Source organism: Ensifer sp. ENS06 (assembly GCF_014852205.1).
Classification (GTDB): domain Bacteria; phylum Pseudomonadota; class Alphaproteobacteria; order Rhizobiales; family Rhizobiaceae; genus Ensifer; species Ensifer adhaerens.
The window spans coordinates 1-258 of sequence record NZ_JACVBC010000069.1 but is presented as its reverse complement, the minus strand read 5'-3'; the positions used below and the strand labels follow the sequence as shown (position 1 = coordinate 258).

Sequence of the window (258 nt, the reverse complement as noted above, 5' to 3'; positions counted from 1 at the left end):
TGGCATGCACAGGCGATGAAGGACGTGATACGCTGCGATAAGCCGTGGGGAGCTGCGAATAAGCTTTGATCCATGGATCTCCGAATGGGGGAACCCACCTTAAATGCTTGGAAAATTTAAGTCGTGCTTTGGTACGGCTTAGGTTTCCAAGCATTGTTTAAAGGTATCTTATCCTGAATACATAGGGGTAAGAAGCGAACGCAGGGAACTGAAACATCTAAGTACCTGCAGGAAAGGACATCAACCGAGACTCCGCAA

General features: G+C 47.7%; 1 rRNA gene. It reads left to right on the top strand.

The features are described from left to right. Positions 1 to 258 (top strand): 23S ribosomal RNA (locus IB279_RS38315); the annotation flags it as partial.